This is a genomic window from Streptomyces sp. R-07 (assembly GCF_049913175.1).
Taxonomy (GTDB): Bacteria; Actinomycetota; Actinomycetes; order Streptomycetales; family Streptomycetaceae; genus Streptomyces.
In genome coordinates, this window is the sequence record NZ_CP183978.1 from 2494919 (window position 1) to 2512394 (window position 17476).

At 70.9% G+C, this 17476-nt stretch carries 20 protein-coding genes; 12 read left to right on the forward strand and 8 right to left on the reverse strand.

Features of this window, described 5'->3' with window-relative positions; translation table 11 throughout:
- The first annotated feature begins 50 nt into the window (after nucleotides 1-50).
- From ACN9M0_RS11265 to ACN9M0_RS11275, 3 genes are all read left to right on the forward strand, one after another.
- Nucleotides 51-1079, forward strand: a complete 1029-nt coding sequence (locus ACN9M0_RS11265) for an aldo/keto reductase (RefSeq protein ID WP_426403540.1) — start codon at nucleotides 51-53, stop codon at nucleotides 1077-1079.
- A 16-nt stretch (nucleotides 1080-1095) separates the two neighbouring features.
- Entirely contained in the window at nucleotides 1096-1686 is a 591-nt protein-coding gene (locus ACN9M0_RS11270; RefSeq protein ID WP_399698287.1) for a TetR family transcriptional regulator, read from the forward strand.
- Between the two features lie 140 nt (nucleotides 1687-1826).
- Complete coding sequence (locus ACN9M0_RS11275) at nucleotides 1827-2528, forward strand: VC0807 family protein (RefSeq protein ID WP_399698285.1); 702 nt, start codon at nucleotides 1827-1829, stop codon at nucleotides 2526-2528.
- 89 nt (nucleotides 2529-2617) lie between these two features.
- Here ACN9M0_RS11275 and ACN9M0_RS11280 read toward each other — a convergent pair whose 3' ends face one another.
- Complete coding sequence (locus ACN9M0_RS11280; protein WP_366035853.1) at nucleotides 2618-3994, reverse strand: glycine--tRNA ligase; 1377 nt, start codon at nucleotides 3992-3994, stop codon at nucleotides 2618-2620.
- 176 nt (nucleotides 3995-4170) lie between these two features.
- Here ACN9M0_RS11280 and ACN9M0_RS11285 point away from each other — a divergent pair, with 176 nt between their 5' ends.
- From ACN9M0_RS11285 to ACN9M0_RS11300, 4 genes are all read left to right on the forward strand, one after another.
- Entirely contained in the window at nucleotides 4171-5133 is a 963-nt protein-coding gene (locus tag ACN9M0_RS11285; protein WP_366035852.1) for a metal ABC transporter substrate-binding protein, read from the forward strand.
- A 9-nt stretch (nucleotides 5134-5142) separates the two neighbouring features.
- The gene (locus ACN9M0_RS11290; RefSeq protein WP_366035851.1) at nucleotides 5143-5907 is read left to right on the forward strand and encodes a metal ABC transporter ATP-binding protein; all 765 of its coding nucleotides are present in this window, start codon (nucleotides 5143-5145) and stop codon (nucleotides 5905-5907) included.
- A gap of 1 nt (nucleotide 5908) precedes the next feature.
- Nucleotides 5909-6802, forward strand: coding sequence for a metal ABC transporter permease (locus tag ACN9M0_RS11295; RefSeq protein WP_426403541.1), 894 nt, complete (start codon nucleotides 5909-5911; stop codon nucleotides 6800-6802).
- A 73-nt stretch (nucleotides 6803-6875) separates the two neighbouring features.
- On the forward strand, nucleotides 6876-7286 hold the full coding sequence (locus tag ACN9M0_RS11300; protein WP_366035849.1) for a Fur family transcriptional regulator: 411 nt from the start codon (nucleotides 6876-6878) through the stop codon (nucleotides 7284-7286).
- 56 nt (nucleotides 7287-7342) lie between these two features.
- Here ACN9M0_RS11300 and ACN9M0_RS11305 read toward each other — a convergent pair whose 3' ends face one another.
- The 5 genes from ACN9M0_RS11305 to ACN9M0_RS11325 all read right to left on the reverse strand — a co-directional run bounded on the left by ACN9M0_RS11305 (nucleotide 7343) and on the right by ACN9M0_RS11325 (nucleotide 11200).
- Nucleotides 7343-7849: a YcxB family protein gene (locus ACN9M0_RS11305; protein WP_426403542.1), complete on the reverse strand. Its 507-nt coding sequence runs from the start codon at nucleotides 7847-7849 to the stop codon at nucleotides 7343-7345.
- A 28-nt stretch (nucleotides 7850-7877) separates the two neighbouring features.
- The gene (locus tag ACN9M0_RS11310; RefSeq protein WP_366035847.1) at nucleotides 7878-8702 is read right to left on the reverse strand and encodes an isoprenyl transferase; all 825 of its coding nucleotides are present in this window, start codon (nucleotides 8700-8702) and stop codon (nucleotides 7878-7880) included.
- 12 nt (nucleotides 8703-8714) lie between these two features.
- Entirely contained in the window at nucleotides 8715-9464 is a 750-nt protein-coding gene (recO, locus tag ACN9M0_RS11315; protein WP_366035846.1) for a DNA repair protein RecO, read from the reverse strand.
- A gap of 71 nt (nucleotides 9465-9535) precedes the next feature.
- The gene (locus ACN9M0_RS11320; RefSeq protein WP_366035845.1) at nucleotides 9536-10837 is read right to left on the reverse strand and encodes a S8 family serine peptidase; all 1302 of its coding nucleotides are present in this window, start codon (nucleotides 10835-10837) and stop codon (nucleotides 9536-9538) included.
- A 147-nt stretch (nucleotides 10838-10984) separates the two neighbouring features.
- A complete protein-coding gene (locus ACN9M0_RS11325; protein WP_093876188.1) occupies nucleotides 10985-11200 on the reverse strand; it encodes a hypothetical protein in 216 nt (71 codons plus the stop codon).
- Between the two features lie 350 nt (nucleotides 11201-11550).
- On the opposite strand from ACN9M0_RS11325, the gene ACN9M0_RS11330 reads away from it, so the two are divergent.
- On the forward strand, nucleotides 11551-12384 hold the full coding sequence (locus tag ACN9M0_RS11330) for a helix-turn-helix domain-containing protein (RefSeq protein WP_399698267.1): 834 nt from the start codon (nucleotides 11551-11553) through the stop codon (nucleotides 12382-12384).
- The gene (locus ACN9M0_RS11335; protein WP_366035842.1) at nucleotides 12366-12635 is read left to right on the forward strand and encodes a DUF397 domain-containing protein; all 270 of its coding nucleotides are present in this window, start codon (nucleotides 12366-12368) and stop codon (nucleotides 12633-12635) included. Before ACN9M0_RS11330 ends, ACN9M0_RS11335 begins: the two co-directional genes overlap by 19 nt.
- Here the strand turns inward: ACN9M0_RS11335 and ACN9M0_RS11340 are convergent, their stop codons facing one another.
- On the reverse strand, nucleotides 12636-12806 hold the full coding sequence (locus ACN9M0_RS11340; protein WP_366035841.1) for a hypothetical protein: 171 nt from the start codon (nucleotides 12804-12806) through the stop codon (nucleotides 12636-12638).
- 272 nt (nucleotides 12807-13078) lie between these two features.
- Between ACN9M0_RS11340 and ACN9M0_RS11345 the strand changes: the two genes are divergently transcribed.
- From ACN9M0_RS11345 to ACN9M0_RS11355, 3 genes are all read left to right on the forward strand, one after another.
- Entirely contained in the window at nucleotides 13079-14449 is a 1371-nt protein-coding gene (locus tag ACN9M0_RS11345) for an FAD-dependent oxidoreductase (protein ID WP_366035839.1), read from the forward strand.
- Between the two features lie 61 nt (nucleotides 14450-14510).
- Entirely contained in the window at nucleotides 14511-16238 is a 1728-nt protein-coding gene (locus ACN9M0_RS11350; RefSeq protein ID WP_426403543.1) for a LuxR C-terminal-related transcriptional regulator, read from the forward strand.
- 277 nt (nucleotides 16239-16515) lie between these two features.
- Nucleotides 16516-16677, forward strand: coding sequence for a BBE domain-containing protein (locus ACN9M0_RS11355; RefSeq protein WP_399698260.1), 162 nt, complete (start codon nucleotides 16516-16518; stop codon nucleotides 16675-16677).
- 3 nt (nucleotides 16678-16680) lie between these two features.
- Here the strand turns inward: ACN9M0_RS11355 and ACN9M0_RS11360 are convergent, their stop codons facing one another.
- Entirely contained in the window at nucleotides 16681-17373 is a 693-nt protein-coding gene (locus ACN9M0_RS11360; protein ID WP_366035837.1) for a TerB family tellurite resistance protein, read from the reverse strand.
- Nucleotides 17374-17476 lie beyond the last annotated feature (103 nt).

Genomic DNA, 17476 nt, shown 5'->3' on the forward strand with positions numbered 1-17476 from the left:
AACGACTGACAGATATTGAAATCTGTCATCGGTCATGTCATGGTTGTTCCATGACCACCACATCGAACACCTCCGTCCCCGCCCGCCCCCTCGGCGCCACCGGCCCCGCCGTCTCCGCGCTCGGCCTCGGCTGCATGGGCATGTCCGCCCTGTACGGCGAGAGCGACCGCGCCGAGTCGATCGCGACCATCCACGCGGCCCTCGACGCCGGGGTGACCCTGCTCGACACGGGCGACTTCTACGGGATGGGCCACAACGAGCTGCTCATCAACGAAGCGCTGCGGACGGCACCGGCCGCCGCCCGCGAGCAGGCGCTGACCAGCGTGAAGTTCGGCGCCCTGCGCACGGTCGAGGGCGGCTTCACCGGATACGACGGCCGCCCGGCCGCCGTGAAGAACTTCGCGGCGTACTCGCTCCAGCGCCTCGGCACCGACCACATCGACGTCTACCGGATCGCCCGCGTCGACCCCGACGTGCCGATCGAGGAGACCGTCGGCGCCATCGCCGAGCTGGTCGAGGCGGGGCACGTCCGGCACATCGGCCTCTCCGAGGTCGGCGCGGACACCCTGCGCCGGGCGGCGGCCGTCGCCCCGATCGCAGACCTCCAGATCGAGTACTCCCTGATCTCCCGGTCCATCGAGGACAAGATCCTGCCGACCGCCCGGGAGCTGGGCATCGGCATCACCGCGTACGGAGTCCTCTCCCGCGGCCTGATCAGCGGCCACTTCACCCGGGACAGGGAGCTCGCCGCCGGCGACTTCCGCGGGATGTCCCCGCGCTTCCAGGGCGAGAACCTCGACCGGAACCTGGACCTGGTGGACCGGCTGCGCGCGGTCGCGGAGGCGAAGGGCGCCTCGGTCGCCCAGACGGCGATCGCCTGGGTCCTGGCCCAGGGTCAGGACATCGTGCCCCTCGTCGGCGCCCGGCGCCGGGACCGGCTCGCGGAGGCGCTCGGCGCCCTGGACGTCACGCTCGACGCCGCCGACCTGGCCGCGATCGAGGAGGCCGTCCCGGCGGGCGCGGCGGCCGGCGAGCGCTACCCGGCGGCCCAGATGGCCCACCTGGACAGCGAGCACTGACAGGTACTGTCATTCCATGGCCGCCACCGAGACCCTGACCGCAGAGCGCATCCTCGAAGCCACCGAGGAGGTGCTGCGACGCTTCGGCCCGGCCAAGGCGACCGTCGTCGACGTGGCCCGGGTCCTCGGCGTCAGCCACGGCAGCGTCTACCGCCACTTCCGCACGAAGGCGGAGCTGCGCGAGGCGGTCACCGAGCGGTGGCTGGAGCGGACGATCGTGGCGCTCGGGCCGTACGTCGAGGCCGGCGATCCCGCGGACGAGCGGCTGACCGGCTGGCTGACGGCCCTGTTCGCCCTGAAGCGCAGGAAGGCGGGCGGCGATCCGGAGCTGATGGCCACCTTCCAGGTGCTGATCGGCGAGAACAGCGCGGTGGTCGACCGACACGAGGAGCACCTCGTCGAGCAGATCGCCCGCATCCTGGAGGACGGTCACCGCGAGGGTCTGTTCGCGGCACCTGAGCGGGACTTCGCGGCGACGGCCCGCGCGGTCTTCGACGCCACGGACCGCTTCCACAATCCCGCGCACGCCGCGGAGTGGTCGGCCCCGGACGTCGAGGACGCCTTCACGGCGGTCGTCTCCCTGGTGCAGCGAGCACTGCGGGCCTGAGAAGCGACGGGCGCAAGGATCCGCGGGCCCGGGAAGCGCAACCTTTTTGAAGATCATTTGGCTTGGAATTTCCCCTTCCCTGTCCGGTGCATGACTAGCCTGCTCCCGCACCGCGACCGTAAGAACACCCAGGGGGAACCATGTCCGCACCCGCCAAGCCCACAAAACGCTCAGGCGGCGCTGCCGCGATCGGCTGGGTCCTCACCATCGGCCTCAACGTCGTCGCGCCGATCCTCACGTACAACACACTGACGGAGGACCACGGCTGGTCCGAGTTCTCCGCGCTGCTCCTCAGCAGCGCCTGGCCGGTCCTCGACACCGCGATCATGGCGGCCTGGCGCCGCAAGATCGACGAGTTCGCCATGGTCACCCTGGTCTTCCTGGTGATCACGGCCGTGGTCTCGCTCGTCGGCGCGCACACCGCCCGCGCGCTCCTGATCAAGGACTCGTCGGTGACGGGCCTGTTCGGCCTGCTCTGCCTCGTGACGCTGCTCGCCCCGCGCCCGCTGATGTTCTACTTCGGCCGCAAGTTCGCGACCGACGGCACCCCGGCGAGCACGGCCTGGTGGAACGGCATGTGGGAGTTCGAGGGCTTCCGCTCCACCATGCGCACGATGACGCTGGTGTGGGGCGTGGCGTACGTGGCCGAGGCGCTGGTCCGCATCGCCCTGGCGTACGTGCTGCCGACCAAGACCATGGTCACGCTCAGCCCGATCATGATCTACGGAGTCCTCGGCGCCCTCGGCGTGTGGACGGCCTGGTTCGGGAAGCGCCGCGCGGCCGAGGGGGCCCGGCGCCAGGCCGAGGCGGAGGCCGCGGCCGCCGCGGCCGCGACCGCCTGACGTAGGAGACGCGGGAAAGCCCCCGGTTCCGAGACGGAACCGGGGGCTTTCCCGTGTCTGCGATCAGAGCAGATCAGATCTGATCAGATTCAGCAGCCGAGCAGACGGCTGCCCAGGTAGCCCTGGATCTGGTCGAGGGAGACGCGCTCCTGCTTCATGGTGTCGCGCTCGCGCACGGTCACCGCGTTGTCGTCGAGGGTGTCGAAGTCGACGGTGACGCAGTACGGCGTGCCGATCTCGTCCTGACGGCGGTAGCGGCGGCCGATGGCTCCGGCGTCGTCGAACTCGATGTTCCAGTTCTGGCGCAGGTCCGCCGCGAGGCCCTTGGCCTTCGGGGAGAGCTGCTCGTTGCGCGAGAGCGGCAGGACGGCGACCTTGACCGGGGCCAGGCGGTGGTCCAGGCGCAGCACCGTGCGCTTCTCCATGACGCCCTTGGCGTTCGGGGCCTCGTCCTCGACGTACGCGTCGAGCAGGAAGGCCAGCATCGCGCGGCCGACACCGGCCGCGGGCTCGATGACGTACGGCGTGTAGCGCTCGCCGCTCTGCTCCATGAACGTCAGGTTGGCGCCGGAGGCCTTGGAGTGGGCCGTCAGGTCGTAGTCGGTGCGGTTGGCGACGCCCTCGAGCTCGCCCCACTCGCTGCCGCCGAAGGAGAAGCGGTACTCGATGTCGGCGGTGCGCTTCGAGTAGTGGGAGAGCTTCTCCTGCGGGTGCTCGAACCAGCGCATGTTCTCCTCACGGAGACCCAGGCCGGTGTACCAGTTCCAGCGCTGCTCCATCCAGTACTCCTGCCACTGCTCGTCCTCGCCCGGCTTGACGAAGAACTCCATCTCCATCTGCTCGAACTCGCGCGTGCGGAAGATGAAGTTGCCCGGAGTGATCTCGTTCCGGAAGGACTTGCCCATCTGCGCGATGCCGAACGGGGGCTTCTTGCGCGAGGTGGTCTGCACCTGGGCGTAGTTGGTGAAGATGCCCTGGGCGGTCTCGGGACGCAGGTACGCGACGGAGCCGGTGTCCTGGGTCGGGCCGAGGTGCGTGGAGAGCAGGCCGGAGAACTGCTTGGGCTCGGTGAAGGTGCCCTTGTTGCCGCAGTTGGGGCAGTTGAGGTCGGTGAGGCTCTCGGGGAGACGGCCGTGCTTCTCCTCGTACGCCTCCTCCAGGTGGTCGGCGCGGTAGCGCTTGTGGCAGGAGGTGCACTCGGTCAGCGGGTCGGTGAAGGTGGCGACGTGACCGGAGGCCTCCCAGACCTCGGTGGCCAGGATGACCGACGAGTCGATGCCGACGACGTCCTCGCGCGAGGTGACCATGTAACGCCACCACTGGCGCTTCAGGTTCTCCTTCAGCTCGACACCCAGCGGTCCGTAGTCCCAGGCGGCCTTCTGGCCGCCGTAGATCTCACTGCACGGGTAGACGAAGCCACGGCGCTTGCTCAGGCTGACGATGGTGTCGATCTTGTCGGCGGCCACGGTGCTCTCTTCATTACGACGACGAAGTGCGAATGCCTCAGGTTACCGGCGCGCACGCCCCCTGTATCAAATCGGTTCGGCGGCGGGGGCCCGCGAAGGCTCCCGAGGGACCCCGTGGGCGGGACCACACGGAGGGCAATTGACAACCGTTTCCAGTTTTGTTGAAAATGAGTGTCATGAACGTACGTCGCCTCATACCCGCCACCACCCTCGCCGGAGCCGTCGCACTCGGCATCGTCTCCCTCTCCGCCTGCGCGGGATCGTCCGACGCCGCGGGCAAGGGAAGCGACGGCAAGCTGGACGTGGTGGCGTCGTTCTACCCCATGCAGTACCTGGCCGAGCAGATAGGCGGCGGCCACGTCGCCGTCAACACGCTCACCAAGCCGGGCGTCGAGCCGCACGACCTGGAGCTCAAGCCGAAGCAGATCGGCGAGCTCGGCGAGGCCGACGTCATCCTCTACCTCAAGGGCATCCAGCCCGCCGTCGACGACGCCATCGCCCAGGCCGGCGTGAAGAACACCGTCGACGCCGCCACGCTGACGAAGCTCGAGGAACACGGCACCGAGGTCGGCCACGACCACGGGCACGGCGAGGAGCACGCGCACGGGTCCGAGGCCGGCGCCGACCCGCACATCTGGCTCGACCCCGTGAAGTACGCCGAGGTCGCCAAGGGCGTCGGCAGCGCCCTGGAGAAGGCGGACCCGGACCACGCCGCCGACTACAAGAAGAACACCGAAGCCCTGGTGAAGAAGCTCGGCGACCTGAACACCGCGTTCGAGACGGGCCTGAAGAACACCGCCACGAAGACCTTCATCACCACCCACTCCGCCTTCGGCTACCTCGCCGAGCGGTACGGCCTGGAGCAGGAGGGCATCACCGGCATCGACCCCGAGTCCGAGCCGAGCCCCGCCCGCATCAAGGAACTCCAGGACATCGCGGCGAAGGACAAGGTCTCCACCGTCTTCTTCGAGACCCTCGCGAGCGACAAGACCGCGAAGACCCTCGCCGGCGACACCGGCCTGAAGACGGACGTCCTCGACCCCCTCGAGGGAATCACGGACAAGTCCAAGGGCGATGACTACATCGAGGTCATGCAGTCCAACCTCGCCGCACTGAAGACCGCGCTCGGCGCCAAGTAGGAGACAGCCTTGAACGACGAGCCCGTCATTTCCGTCCGCGGAGCCACGGCGGCCCTCGGCGCCCGCCCCGTCCTCCGGGGCGTCGACCTCACCGTCCGCCGCGGCGAGGTCGTCGCCCTGCTCGGCGCCAACGGCTCCGGCAAGTCCACCGCCGTCCGCGCGATCATCGGCCAGGTGCCGCTGACCGGCGGCACGATCGAGCTGTTCGGCACCGAGCGGAAGCGGTTCCGCGAGTGGGCGCGCGTCGGCTACGTCCCGCAGCGCACCACCGCCGCCGCCGGCGTCCCCGCCACCATCCGCGAGGTCGTCTCCTCGGGCCGGCTCTCCCGCCGCAGGTTCGGCTGGACGACGAAGGAAGACCGGGCCGCCGTCGAGCGGGCCATCGAGCTCGTCGGCCTCGCCGACCGCGCCAAGGACTCCGTCTCCGCGCTCTCCGGCGGCCAGCACCAGCGGGTCCTGATCGCCCGCGCGCTCGCCTCCCGGCCCGAACTCCTGATCATGGACGAGCCGATGGCCGGCGTGGACCTCGCCAGCCAGGAGATCCTCGCCTCGACCCTGCGCGAGCAGGTCGCCGACGGCACCTCCGTCCTCCTCGTCCTGCACGAGCTGGGCCCCCTGGAGCCGCTCATCGACCGCGCGGTCGTCCTGCGCGACGGCTGCGTCGTCCACGACGGCCCGCCGCCCGAGGCCCTCGGCCAGCACGCGCTGCCGGGCCACGACCACGTTCATCCGCACGCGGCCGGCGAGCCGCTCCGTACGGGACTGCTGACCTGACATGGAATTCCTCAACGACGCCTTCATGCAGCGGTCGCTCCTCGCCGCCGTCCTCGTCGGCATCACCGCCCCCGCCGTCGGCATCTACCTCGTCCAGCGCCGCCAGGCCCTCATGGGCGACGGCATCGGCCACGTCGCCATGACCGGTGTCGGCCTCGGCTTCCTGCTGAACGCCAACCCGATCTGGATGGCGACCCTCGTCGCCGTTGTCGGCTCGATCGCGATGGAGCTGATCCGGGCGTACGGGAAGACCCGCGGCGACCTCGCACTCGCGCTGCTCTTCTACGGAGGCATGGCAGGCGGCGTCATGCTGACCAGCCTCTCGAAGACCGGCTCCAACGCCAATCTGACCACGTACCTCTTCGGATCGCTCTCCACCGTGTCCCCGGAGGACGTCACGGCGATCAGCATCCTCGCCGCCTTCGTGGTCCTGGTCACCGTCGGCCTGCGCAAGCAGCTCTTCGCCGTCAGCCAGGACGAGGAGTTCGCCCGGGTCACCGGCCTGCCGGTGCGCGCCCTGAACCTGCTGATCGCGGTCACCGCCGCGGTGACCGTCACGGTCGCCATGCGGGTCGTGGGCCTGCTGCTCGTCAGCGCGCTCATGGTGGTGCCCGTGGCGGCGGCCCAGCAGCTGTCGAAGTCCTTCCGCGCGACCTTCGTCCTCGCGGTGGCGACCGGCATCACGGTCACCCTGGCGGGCACGGTCACCTCGTACTACCAGGACGTGCCGCCCGGCGCGACGATCGTCCTGTACGCGATCGGGATCTTCATCGTCCTGACCCTCCTCGCCACGCCGCTCGCCAAGCGGCGGGCCCGGGCGGCGGAAGCGGCCACCCGCGACTGCGACGCGCAGGTTCCGGCCACCCGGCGGCCGACGGACGACGTGAAGGTCTGATCCGCGACTGATCCCGGGGGCGCGGGGGGCTGGCAGAATGGCGGGGGCAGGACAAGCATCCAAGGAGGCCCCCGTGGCGACGGCAGGACCCCCCGTACGCGGCCGCTCGACCAAGCAGCGGGCCGCCGTGTCGGCGGCACTGAGCGAGGTGGACGAGTTCCGCAGCGCCCAGGAGCTGCACGACATGCTCAAGCACCGCGGCGACTCCGTCGGCCTCACGACCGTCTACCGCACGCTCCAGTCCCTCGCGGACGCGGGCGAGGTGGACGCGCTGCGCACCAGCGAGGGCGAGACGGTGTACCGCCGCTGCTCGACCGGCGACCACCACCACCATCTGGTCTGCCGTGTCTGCGGCAAGGCCGTGGAGGTGGAGGGCCCGATGGTGGAGCAGTGGGCCGAGACGATCGCGTCGGAGCACGGCTTCGTGAACGTGGCGCACACGGTCGAGATCTTCGGCACGTGCGCGGAGTGCGCGGAGAAGTGACCTGACATACGAAGGGCCCGCACCGAATCATTCGGTGCGGGCCCTTCGCACATCCGTCACAGGCGGGTGATGTTCCGGTCCAGGACCTGCCGAAGCCGGTCGACCTCGGCGGGGTCGGCGAAGCCCCGCTTGGGCAGAGCGGCCACGCCGACACCGCCCTTGTCGGCGGAGAGCAGCACGAACTGCGTGGGCGTCTCGACGTACCGGGCAAGGAGCTGCCAGCGGTGGACGACCTCGCTGTCGCGGGTCGTCCAGCGCACACCGTCCTCGTCCACGCGGGCCCGGTGCTCGCCCTGACTCCCGATCAGCGCGTACATCTGCCGGGAGGTGACCCACCGCGCGAGCGGCCCGAGGACCAGGAGCAGCAGGACGAACCCCGCCATGCGCACGGCGCCCGCCGGCTTGGGGTCACCGGGCCCGAACAGTTCCAGGACCAGCACCAGGGCCGCCAGGACCGCGACGAGCCGCAGCACCCGCAGGAGCCACCGGAACCAGCTGTGCTTCATCCGCACGCGGACGGCATCGGCCACGTCGGCGCGCGTCGGTGTGTAGACCAGCTCCATCGTTCCCCCCTCGTTCCCGCCGGAGACGCTACGCCTTGTCGAGGACGGCGAGGTCGGCCGGGTCGACGCCGCCGAAGCGGCGGTCGCGCTGCGCGTACTCGATGCACGCCCGCCACAGGTCGCGGCGGTCGAAGTCGGGCCACAGCACGTCCTGGAAGACCATCTCGGCGTACGCGCTCTGCCAGATCAGGTAGTTGGAGGTGCGCTGCTCGCCGCTGGGCCGCAGGAAGAGGTCCACGTCCGGCATGTCCGGGTAGTAGAGGTACTTCTGGATGGTCTTCTCGGTGATCTTCGACGGTTCGAGCCGGCCCGCCTTCACGTCCTCGGCCATCGCCTGCGCCGCGTCGGTGAGCTCCGCGCGACCGCCGTAGTTCATGCAGAAGTAGAGCGTGAGCTTGGTGTTGTCCTTGGTCTGCTCCTGCGCGACCTGGAGCTCCTTGGCCACCGACTTCCACAGCTTGGGCATCCGGCCGACCCAGCGCACGCGGATGCCGAGCTCGTCGAGCTGGTCGCGCGTCTTGCGGATGAAGTCGCGGTTGAAGTTCATCAGGAAGCGCACCTCCTCGGGCGAGCGCTTCCAGTTCTCGGTGGAGAAGGCGTACAGCGAGATCGCCCCCACGCCCATCTCGATCGCGCCCTGGAGGACGTCGAGCACCTGCTCGGCGCCGACCTTGTGCCCCTCGGTGCGCGGCAGCCCGCGCTCCTTGGCCCAGCGGCCGTTGCCGTCCATGACGATCGCGACGTGCTCCGGCACGAGCTCGGTCTGGAGCTTCGGCGGGCGGGCACCGGACGGGTGCGGCTCGGGTGTCCTGTACTCCCGACGCTGGCGCCCGAGGAGTCGTGCGATGGCCATGAGTGGTCTCTCCTAGCTTTTCTCTACGTACCGCAGGGAGCGCAGGCCGCGCTCCAGGTGCCAGTGCAGATAGGCGGACACGAGCCCGCTGCCCTCCCTGACGTGACGCGGCTCGCACGCGTCCGCCGTCGCCCAGTCGCCGGTGAGCAGCGCGCTGAGCAGGCCGATGGCCTCCGCAGAGGGTACGACGCTTCCGGGCACCCGGCAGTCGCCGCATATGACCCCGCCCGCCGCGACCGAAAAGAACCGGTTCGGGCCGTGGAGTCCGCATTTCGCGCAGTCGTCGAAGCTGGGCGCGTAGCCGTTCACGGCGAGGGAGCGGAGGAGGAAGGCGTCCAGGATGAGGTGCGGCGCGTGCTCGCCCCGGGAGAGCGTCCGCAGGCCCCCCACGAGCAGCAGGTACTGCTGGACGGCGGGCTCCCCCTCGTGGTCGGTGAACCGTTCCGCCGTCTCCAGCATGGCCGTGCCGGCCGTGTACCGGGCGTAGTCGGTGACGATCCCGCTGCCGTACGCGGCGATGGTCTCGCTCTGGGTGCACAGCGGCAGCCCGCGCCCGACCAGCTCACTCCCCCGGGCGAAGAACTGCACGTCCACGTGCGAGAAGGGTTCGAGCCGCGCCCCGAACTTCGACTTCGTACGGCGCACCCCGCGCGCGACGGCGCGTACGCGGCCGTGACCGCGCGTGAGGATCGTGATGATGCGGTCCGCTTCACCCAGCTTCTGGGTGCGCAGCACGATGCCGTCGTCGCGGAACAGACTCATGCCCCCATTCTCGCGTACGCCGACGGAGCCCCGGGCCGGTACCCGGGGCTCCGTCGTGGGCGAGGGGTGGCTCAGTAGCCGCCGGCGTGGACGAGGTGCCCGTAGTAGCGCCCGGTGACGGGCGCGTTCGGGTCGCCCGCGAAGCCGTACGAGGCGGGCTGGGCGGCCGCGTCGCCGCGGAGCTTGCCGATCACCTGGGCGGGGGTCATGCCCGCGCAGGGCCCGGTGAGGCACAGCGCGGCGGTGCCGGTCACGTGCGGCGAGGCCATGGAGGTGCCGGAGAAGACGATCGTGCGGCCACGGTTGCGGGTGGACTCGATGCACACGCCCGGACCGGCGATGGTGTGGGCGGCGTCCGCGGCACTGACGGCGAAGCTGGAGAAGCCGGCCGCGGTGTCGTCCGCGTTGGACGTCCGGCAGGTCGCGGTGGCGCCGCCTCCGGGCTGCCCGTCGAAGTCGGCCACGGCGGTCACGGAGAGGACCTCGTCGAAGGCGGCGGGGGTGTGGTTCGCCAGGTCGTCGCTGCTGTTGCCGGCCGCGACCACCATGGTGACGCCGGTGTCGTCGACCACGTGGCAGATCGCCTGGTGCTCGGGGTCATCGTTGGAGAAGCCGCAGTTGCCGTCGTCGGCTCCGTCGCCGCCGAGGCTCATGTTCGCGGTCTTGATGCCGAGCGCGGCGGCGTTCTGCGCGAGCCAGTCGAGCCCGCAGACGATGTTGGAGGTGGATCCGCTGCCACTGGCGCCGAGCACCTTCACCGCGTACAGCCGGGCGCCCGGCACGACCCCGACGACGTCGTCGCCGTTGTCCCGGGCGGCGACGGTACCGGCCACGTGGGTGCCGTGGCCGTTGTTGTCCCGGTAGGCCTCGGGCCGCGAGGGATTCATGCAGTTGAACCCGCCGGCCACGTTGAGATCACGGTGCCCGGTGTCGATCCCGGTGTCGAGGATGGCCACCGCCGTGTCGACGGCCCCCGTCCCGTTCCCGGAGGCCGTACTGCTCACATCGGCCTGGATCCGGTCCACTCCCGTCGGGAGCACCTGCTGGGTGGCGTGGACGGGCAGGTCCGGGGCCACCGCCTTCACGTTCGGGTCCGCCCGCAGCGCGGCCACCTGGGACTCCGGCACCACCGCCGAGTACCCGACCAGCGCATGGCTGTACCGGAAGCCCACGCGCACCCCGTGGTCCCGCCCGTGCCCCCGCACGACCGTGTCGAGCCGGCCCCGCGCCGAGTCCTTCAGGACGATCACGTACCGCCCCTCCGGCTCGGCGGCCTTCGCGCCCGTAAGTCCCCCCGCGAGCAACGCTCCTGCCGCCACGGACACCGCCGCCAGCCGGTACGCCGGTCTCGCGACCGTCCCTCGTCCCACCATGCCGAACACCTCATCTCCCTTCGTGGTCGACGAACACGAACTGGTTCGCGGCAACCACGTAACCGGTGCGACGAGGCGTGTGCAGCGCGGGCGCGGCGGATGGACCAAAAGGCCGCCCAAACCGCGTTTCACCCGACCAGAGGGGGGTCAGGGCACCTCGCCGCGGCTGCGGGCGTTGACGTGCGCCGTGGCCGCGCTCAGCCGCTCCGCCGAGGTGGCCTCCCGCACCCCCTCCGGCTCCACGTCCCACTCCCGCCCGCCGCCCAGCGGACGGATCTGGACATAAGGGCCCTCGCGCCCCATGAGCCTCCCGACCCGTCCGGTACGGATCTCGACGACGTACGACCCGATGGGCAGCGTCATGAGCGACTCTCCTCCCTCGGCAGTACGGCGGCGGCGAGGAGCCGGGCCGTTTCCACCGTGCAGCATCCCAATTCGACGAGCGGCCTCGGAGGATCGGCGGCGAGGGTGACGACGTCGAGGCCGAGCGAGGGGAGTACGACTCCTGCCCTTGCGAGTGCCTCGCGCAATTCCGTCACTGCCTCTTGTGCGGCTTCGATGACCCCCGAGGGCGTCTTCAAGATGTCTTCCTTCACCAACATATGCCTTTCTGAATCTATTTCACGCTTCGCCTCACCAGGGTGGGGTCGGATCCGTAGAATCGGCAGACGCGCAGGCCGTACAACTGCGGCGTAGGGTTGGGGAGTTAATCCATGGCCAGAAGCAAGCAGCAGGACGCGTGGGAGTTCTTCGGCGAGCTCCTGAAGGAACGCCGGGAGGCGGCGAGCCTCTCTCAGGGCGAACTGGGCAGACGGGTGTTCGTATCCGGGGCGTACATCGGCCTGTTCGAGCAGGGAATTCGAAAGCCGCAGCTGGATGTGGCGGTACGAATCGACGAGGTCCTACAAACCGGCGGTATTTTCGAACGCACGTGGCGCAAGCTCATCGACAAGTCGCCGTACGCGTCCTATTTCAGCGCGGTGGCGGAGCTGGAGGCGGTGGCGACGAGGATCTGCGAGTTCGCGCCGACGGTGGTGCCGGGTCTGATGCAGACCGCGGAGTACATGCGAGCTCAGACGCTGGCGATGTACCCGTTCGCCACGGAGGAGTACATCGAGGAGAAGCTCACCGCACGGCTCGACCGAGCAAGGATCCTCGCGGACGCTACAAGGCCCGAGTATTGGGTCGTCCTGCACGAGAACGTGCTGCTGACCCCCGTGGGTGGGCCTGCGGTCATGGCGATGACGCTGGATCGCATCGCGACCCTCACGCGGCAGCGGTGGGTACTGCTGAGCGTCCTGCCCCGCTCCGTCGGCGCTCATGCGCACATGACCGGAACGCTCAAGCTCATGGAGTTCGAGGACCAGCCGCCAACGGCCTACACAGAGACGGAGTTTTCGGGGACGCTCCTCGACGATCCGGCTGTGGTGAAGCAGGCACAGCGCACCTACGATCTGCTCAGGGTCGCCACCTTGTCGCCTGAGGCGTCCCTGGCCCTGATCGAGTCGGCGGCGGAGGACTACAGACGATGCGCGCGTACGACCTGAGCAACGCCCACTGGTTCAAGAGCTCCTACAGCAACGCTTCCGGCGGCGACTGCGTCGAGGTCGCGTACGACTTCACGGGCGCCGCCTGGCGCAAGAGCAGCTACAGCAATGGCGAGGGCGGCAGCTGCGTCGAGGTCCTCGACGACGTCCCCGGGGTCGTCCCGGTCCGGGACAGCAAGGTCACCGACGGGCCCGTCCTGGTCGTGCCGGCGGCAGCCTGGGCGGCGTTCGTCGCCGGCGTCGCGGCGTAGTCAGGAGGCCGCGAGGTCTCCCGGCGTGGGCGCGAGGGCCCAGTCGATGGCCAGGTCGGCGACGACCTCGCCGGCCTCGCCGCAGGTGTAGTGGCCGCGGCCGTCGAACAGCCTGTACGCGGTGATCCCCTTCGAGCGCTTGGCGTTCTTCTCGTGGTTCTCGTGCTGCACGGAGGGCTGCAGGATGTTGTCGTTGCCTCCGCGCCGAGGTTGTTCGTGAAGGCGTGGTGGAATTCCTCCTCGTCCGCGGGCTCGGCGGGGTGGCGGCGCTGGTGGCCGTCGTGGTCGACGCCCTCGGGTCCTAGCCACCCTTTGGGAAGTCATAAGTTCGGCTTATGAGGCCATAGACCGGGGGCGGGTACCACTCCGCGCAATCAGTTATTTAGGGTGGCCTAAGTGTCGGCGGCCTCGTCGCCACGTCGCTTGCGAAGGGAAACCCAGACATGCCCCGCCCCCTCCGGGTCGCGATCGTCGGCGCCGGCCCCGCCGGAATCTACGCCGCCGATGCGCTGCTGAAGTCCGAGGCCGCCGCCGAGCCGGGCGTGTCGATCGACCTCTTCGAGCGGATGCCCGCCCCCTTCGGCCTCATCCGCTACGGCGTCGCCCCCGACCACCCCCGCATCAAGGGCATCATCACCGCCCTCCACCAGGTCCTCGACAAGCCGCAGGTCCGCCTCTTCGGCAACGTCGACTACGGCACCGACGTGCACCTCGACGACCTGCGTGCCTTCTACGACGCGGTGATCTTCTCGACCGGCGCCATGGCCGACCGCGAGCTGAGGATCCCCGGCGTGGAGCTCGAAGGCTCGCTCGGCGCCGCCGACTTCGCCTCCTGGTACGACGGCCACCCGGACGTCCCGCGCACCTGGGAGCTCTCGGCCGAGAAGGTCGCCGTCCTCGGCGTCGGCAACGTGGCCCTCGACATCGCCCGCATCCTCGCCAAGACGGCGGACGAGCTGCTTCCGACCGAGATCCCGGCGAACGTCTACGAGGGCCTCAAGGCCAACAAGGCCGTCGAGATCCACGTCTTCGGCCGCCGCGGCCCGGCCCAGGCCAAGTTCAGCCCCATGGAGCTGCGCGAGCTCGACCACTCGCCGAACATCGAGGTCATCGTCAACCCCGAGGACATCGACTACGACGAGGGCTCGATCGCCGAGCGCCGCAAGAACAAGCAGACCGACATGGTCGCCAAGACCCTGGAGAACTGGGCGATCCGCGACATCGGCGACCGCCCGCACAAGCTCTTCCTGCACTTCTTCGAGTCCCCCGTCGAGATCCTCGGCGAGGACGGCCAGGTCGTCGGCCTGCGCACCGAGCGCACCGAGCTCGACGGCACGGGCAACGTGAAGGGCACCGGCCAGACGACCGACTGGGACGTCCAGGCCGTCTACCGCGCCGTCGGCTACCTCTCCGACGAGCTGCCCAAGCTCCCCTGGGACACCGTCTCCGGCACCGTCCCCGACCAGGGCGGCCGTGTCATCGAGGAGACCGGCGAGCACATGGCCTCCACCTACTGCACCGGCTGGATCCGGCGCGGCCCCGTCGGCCTCATCGGCCACACCAAGGGCGACGCCAACGAGACCGTCGCGAACCTCCTGGACGACTTCGCGAACGGGCGCCTGCTCACGCCCGACGCCCCGGAGACGGACGCGGTCGTGTCCTTCCTGGAGGGCAAGGGCATCACGTACACGACGTGGGAGGGCTGGCACGCCCTCGACGCCGCCGAGAAGGCGCTCGGCGAGCCGCAGGGCCGCGAGCGCGTGAAGATCGTCGAGCGCGAGGACATGCTGCGCGCGAGCGGCGCGATCAAGTAACCCCGGGGGCCCTCCCCTCTGCCCGGTCCTACGCTGGAAGGACCCGGAAGAGGTGAGGGCCATGTCCGCACCCACGATCGACGGGATCGCGCAGGCGAGGACCGCGGCGGCCCGGGAGTCCTGGGCCGAGGCGTACGGGCTGCTGCACGCCCAGGACGCCCACCCCTCGCGCGCGCTGACCGCCGACGACCTGATGACCCTGGCCGACGCGGCCTGGTGGTCGGGCCGCGTGGACGAGTCCGTGACGGCCCGGCTGCGCGCGCACGCGGCGTACGTGGCGGGCGGCGACCACCGGGGCGCCGGGCTCGCCTCCTGGTGGCTGTCGTACGAGTACGAGGGCCTGGGACGGCCCGCGGCGGCGTCCGGCTGGCTGCACCGGTCCCACCACCACCTGGACGACGAGCCGCCCTGCCCCGAGCAGTGCTTCCTCGCCTGGACCGACGCGGAGGAGGCGGCGGGGCGCGGCGACCGCGCGGCCGCCCTCGCCGCCACCCGGCGCATGACCCGGCTCGCCGTCCGCTCCGGCAGCCCGGACCTCCTCGCCCTGAGCCGCCAGGCCGAGGCCTCGGTCCTCCTCGCCGACGGCCGGCGCACCGAGGCCATGGCGCTCCTCGACGACGCGATGTGCGCGGTGTCGGCGGGCGAACTGACCGGCATGTTCACGGGCTGGCTGTACTGCCTGGTCCTGACCCGGTGCATGGAGGCGGCGGACTTCGGCCGGGCGGTGGAGTGGACGAACGCGGCGATGGAATGGTGCGCGCCGCCGTGGACGGGCCGGCCGACGGACGCGGATGCGGTCCCCGCCCCGCCGGAGGCCCCCGCCGCCACCGCCCTCCCCATGGCCGTGCCCTCCGGCGAGAACCCCTTCCGGGGCGTGTGCCGGGCGCACCGGGTCGAGGTGCTCGACCTCCTCGGAGCGTGGGGGCTCGCGGAGGCGGAGGCGCGGCAGGCGTGCCGGGAGGTGCCGGTGGACTGCCTGGAGTCGGCCGCCGCCGCGTACTACGCCGCCGGGGACGTGCAGCGGCGCCAGGGCCGCCTGGACGAGGCCGCCGTCTCGTACGCCCACGCCCACGAGCTGGGCCGGATCCCGCAGCCGGGCCTCGCGCTGCTGCGCCTCGCGCAGGGCCGGGCCGAGGCGGCGGTGGCGGGCGTCGGCCTGGCGCTCGCGTGCCAGAGCGACCCCCGCCACGACGTCCTCGGCCGGGCCCGGCTGCTCGCCGCCCGTACGGAGGTGGCCCTCGCCGTCCGTGACGTACGCGGGGCGGCGGGCGCGTCGACGGAGCTGGCGGCGCTGGCCGGGGACGTACCGCTGCTCCGGGCGATGGCCGACACGGCGCGGGGCGCGGTCGCCCTGGCGGAGGCCCGTCCGGAGCCCGCGCTGCGACTGCTGCGCCGGGCGCTCGCGGGGTGGCTGGAGCTGCGGGTGCCGTACGAGGCGGCGCAGGTGCGGATGCTGCTGGCGGCGGTCGACCGGACGGTGGGCGACGAGGAGGCGGCGCGCCTGGAGCTGGGCGCGGCGCGGATGGTGTTCGAACGTCTCGGGGCGGTGCCGGACGCGCGGCGGGCGGCGGCGCTGCTGACGCGTCGACGGTTGCCGGGCGGCCTGACGGCCCGGGAGGCGGAGGTGCTGGGCCTCGTCGCGTCGGGCGGAACGAACAAGGACGTCGCGCGGGCGCTGGTGATCAGCGAGCACACGGTGGCGCGGCACCTGAACAAGATCTTCGCGAAGCTGGGCGTGACCTCACGAGCATCAGCGACGGCCTACGCGTACGCCCACAACCTGCTCTGACGCTCCCTGTCCGCTGCGCCCGCCGAGCCGGCACCCATCGCCCCTGCGGACAACCACCCCGCTGGACCGGCACCCCCGCCCACCCCGTTGTGGGCATACGTTCCGCCAGGGCGGAACGGGTGGGCACAACGGACGGCGCCCTTGCCGGGCCTAGGCTCCCGCGCCCTGACCGCACCACGTCGTGCGGCACGCTGGGGTGCGGGTCCAGGCACGGAAGGCGGAGGCGCCCGCAAGGGCGCCGTCCCGTGTGCCCACCCGTCCCGCCCCAGCGGGACGGTTGCCCACACGGGGCGGGGGCGGGGCAGCGCCCGGCACGCGCGGGCCGTACGGCGCGTGCGGGCGGGTCGACTACCGCCGGAACTACGCCCGGCTGCGCGCGGTGAAGCGCCGGTACGACCCCGACAACGTGTTCCGGCTGAACCAGAACATCGTCCCCTGAGACCTAGGGGACGGTACGGGCCGAGGCCAGCAGGCGGACGGTGTCCTCGGGGGCGAGCGCGAGCGCGTTCCCGACGGTTCCGAGGACCTCCGTCTCGACCGGGCTGTAGGCGCCGTCCGCGAGGGCGATCCGGGCGGCCTGGAGCAGGATCGACTCCCGCCCGGCGGGCGCCAGGTGCGGGGTGAGCGGCTCCAGGGCCTCGTGGAGCTCGATCGCGAGGAGTGTGCCCTCGGGGTTCACCTCGGGCATGAAGCGCCCGGTGTCGGCCTCCAGGGCCTCGACGAGGTCGACGAGCTGGACGGCCGTGCACTCGGCGAAGCCGGCGGACCGGACCGCGGTGACGGCCCGGTCCAGGACCTCGCGGGATTCGGTGCCGCCGGCCGCGAGCACGGCCAGGGCGACGGTGTGCACGGCGTCCCGCAGCATCGCCGAGAAACGGCTCGTCGTCGGGTGGTCGAGCACCTCCGTACCGAAGTGCGTGTGGCAGGCGGCGCACTCGACGACGGGGCCGGTACAGCCGCGGGGCAGGACGGGGACGCCCAGGACGGCGAACCTGCGGCGGCCGGTGCGCCGCCGGTAGTTGCGGTCGCCCCCGCACTCCTCGCAGAAGAACTCGCCGTCTCCGACGGTGTTCCAGGAGGTGCGGATTCCGCAGACGGTCACCTTCCCACCACGTGAATTCCGGGCAGACCGCACACGCACCTCCTCAACGGCCCGGCTGCACTGCCGGCGTTGGCGTGATGTTAGCCACATCCTTGATGTGGCGTCAGCACCCCGTCAGGAGTTCACCGTGGACTTG